Source organism: Bradyrhizobium sp. P2_E8 (assembly GCF_056403875.1).
The window spans coordinates 1-1,069 of the sequence record NZ_JBFUES010001587.1 but is presented as its reverse complement, the minus strand read 5'-3'; the positions used below and the strand labels follow the sequence as shown (position 1 = coordinate 1,069).

General features: G+C 64.5%; 3 protein-coding genes. All 3 read right to left on the bottom strand.

What is annotated here, in order from left to right; all coding sequences use genetic code 11:
- Positions 1 to 182: 182 nt before the first annotated feature.
- Positions 183 to 413, bottom strand: a complete 231-nt coding sequence (locus AC1D00_RS42520) for a hypothetical protein (protein ID WP_404552815.1) — start codon at positions 411 to 413, stop codon at positions 183 to 185.
- A 35-nt stretch (positions 414 to 448) separates the two neighbouring features.
- Positions 449 to 676: a hypothetical protein gene (locus tag AC1D00_RS42515; protein WP_027548436.1), complete on the bottom strand. Its 228-nt coding sequence runs from the start codon at positions 674 to 676 to the stop codon at positions 449 to 451.
- 137 nt (positions 677 to 813) lie between these two features.
- Positions 814 to 1,069: LysR substrate-binding domain-containing protein (locus tag AC1D00_RS42510; protein WP_477014834.1), on the bottom strand; the 256-nt coding region annotated here is incomplete at its 5' end.

Below are 1,069 nucleotides of genomic sequence, written 5' to 3'. Positions count from 1 at the left end.
CTGCACGTCAGGGCGATGCGCCTTCGAGTTCGGGGCTTTGGATTTGGGGGATTTGCCGGATTTTTCGGAGGATGCAGGTTTCTTCGCCATGAGGCGAATATGGGACGAGTCCGCCCCTCAGGAAAGGGCGAATGCCCGTCCGTGCTCAGGCTGCTGACAGCAGGTTGGCAGCAGCCGCAGGATCACGCCACCGGCGGCGGGCCCTCGTCGTCACCGGCCGCCCGCTGCGGCTTGAGGATGTCGAGGTGGATCCCGCCGCAACCGGTGCAGCGCATGGTCCAGTACTCGCATCCGGCGCGGCCGCCGATCACGCGGACCACCGTGAGATCGTCGCCGCATTCGGGACAATTCGACAGGACGGTGCGGTCGTAGATCCGAGGCCGTGTTGCGTCGTCGAATTCGATGACTGACATGACCGGTTCCCMTTTTGCGCGCTGTCCCTGACCGATCATTCGTCGTCGCTGTCGTCCGCCCGCCGGCGGAAGCGATCGATATGGTGCTTGGCGTCGGCTATCGCGGCGTCGCGATCGGGCCAGGCGAAGCCGACTTCCATGGCTGGAAACAGCACGCCGTCGATGGCAACTGGGCTGAAATCGGCGCGCCGGATGCGGGCGTGCCACAGTCCCTTGCCAGCTTCGAAGGATTCGATGTCAAAGCCGTCGTAAATGGTCGTCATTGGTAGTCCCCAGAGTGTCTAGTTCGAGTCTCTTGCTCGAGTGCCTTGTTGGAGGGTCAGGGGACCACGTTTGCGGATTTCAGGATGTGAAGCCGTTCACAAGGGACGGGGTTTTTTGCCCGCGGAACCGCTGAATGTCAGTTCCGCGTTGTGGTGCGGCCGGTCCGCCTCACCGGGCGGGCGGCAGGTTCCGACGCCGCGCGCATGATCCAGCGGCGGAACGCGGCGAAATCGCGCTGCTCGGTCTGGAAGCTGCGATAGACCAGATACCAGCGCATGCCCTTGGGTACCGAGAGGTCGAACGGCGCCACCAAGCGTCCGGCGGCGAGATCGTCGTCGATATAGGGCCGGATGCCCATGGCGATGCCGAGCCCGTCGGCGGCGGCCTGGAGC

Bases quoted from the DNA above. Each gene is read 5' to 3' on its own strand.
- AC1D00_RS42520 (WP_404552815.1), bottom strand. From the start codon at position 413: ATGTCAGTCATCGAATTCGACGACGCAACACGGCCTCGGATCTACGAC.
- AC1D00_RS42515 (WP_027548436.1), bottom strand. From the start codon at position 676: ATGACGACCATTTACGACGGCTTTGACATCGAATCCTTCGAAGCTGGC.